The organism is Nocardioides sp. Leaf374, from assembly GCF_916862475.1.
Classification (GTDB): Bacteria; Actinomycetota; Actinomycetes; order Propionibacteriales; family Nocardioidaceae; genus Nocardioides; species Nocardioides kribbensis.
In genome coordinates, this window is sequence record NZ_CAKASO010000090.1 from 1 (window position 1) to 557 (window position 557).

Sequence of the window (557 nt, forward strand, 5' to 3'; positions counted from 1 at the left end):
GGACCGGTCGGGCCGCACGACTTCACCGTCGCCGCCGACGGCTTCTGGCAGGTGCACCCCGGGGCGCCGGCCGCCCTCGTCGGCGCCGTGCTCGACGCGCTCGCCCCGCGCTCGGGGGAGTCGGTGCTCGACCTCTACTCCGGCGTGGGCCTCTTCGCCCGCTTCCTCGGCGAGGCCGTCGGCGCCGACGGCCGGGTTGCCTCGGTCGAGGCCGACCGCACCGCCTCGGGCCACGCCCGCAGCAACCTGGCCCCGCTGCTCGAGCGCGGCACCGGCGTGGAGATCGTGTGCGGGCCGGTGGAGAAGGTACTGGCCCTGCGCGCTCAGGAGGGCCCTGACAGCGTCGACCTCGTCGTGCTCGACCCGCCGCGCACCGGCGCCAAGCGGGTCGTGGTGGAGCAGGTCGTCTCCCGCTCGCCGCGCGCGGTGGCCTACGTCGCCTGCGACCCCGCCGCCCTCGCCCGCGACGTCGCCATCTTCGCCGAGCACGGCTACCACCTCACCTCGCTGCGCGCCTTCGACCTCTTCCCGATGACGCACCACGTCGAGTGCGTCGC

At 75.9% G+C, this 557-nt stretch carries 1 protein-coding gene; it reads left to right on the top strand.

Annotated features, from left to right (window positions below; all coding sequences use genetic code 11):
• A partial coding sequence (locus tag LPA27_RS19175; protein WP_416383252.1) for a class I SAM-dependent RNA methyltransferase occupies positions 1–557 on the top strand: 557 nt, incomplete at both ends.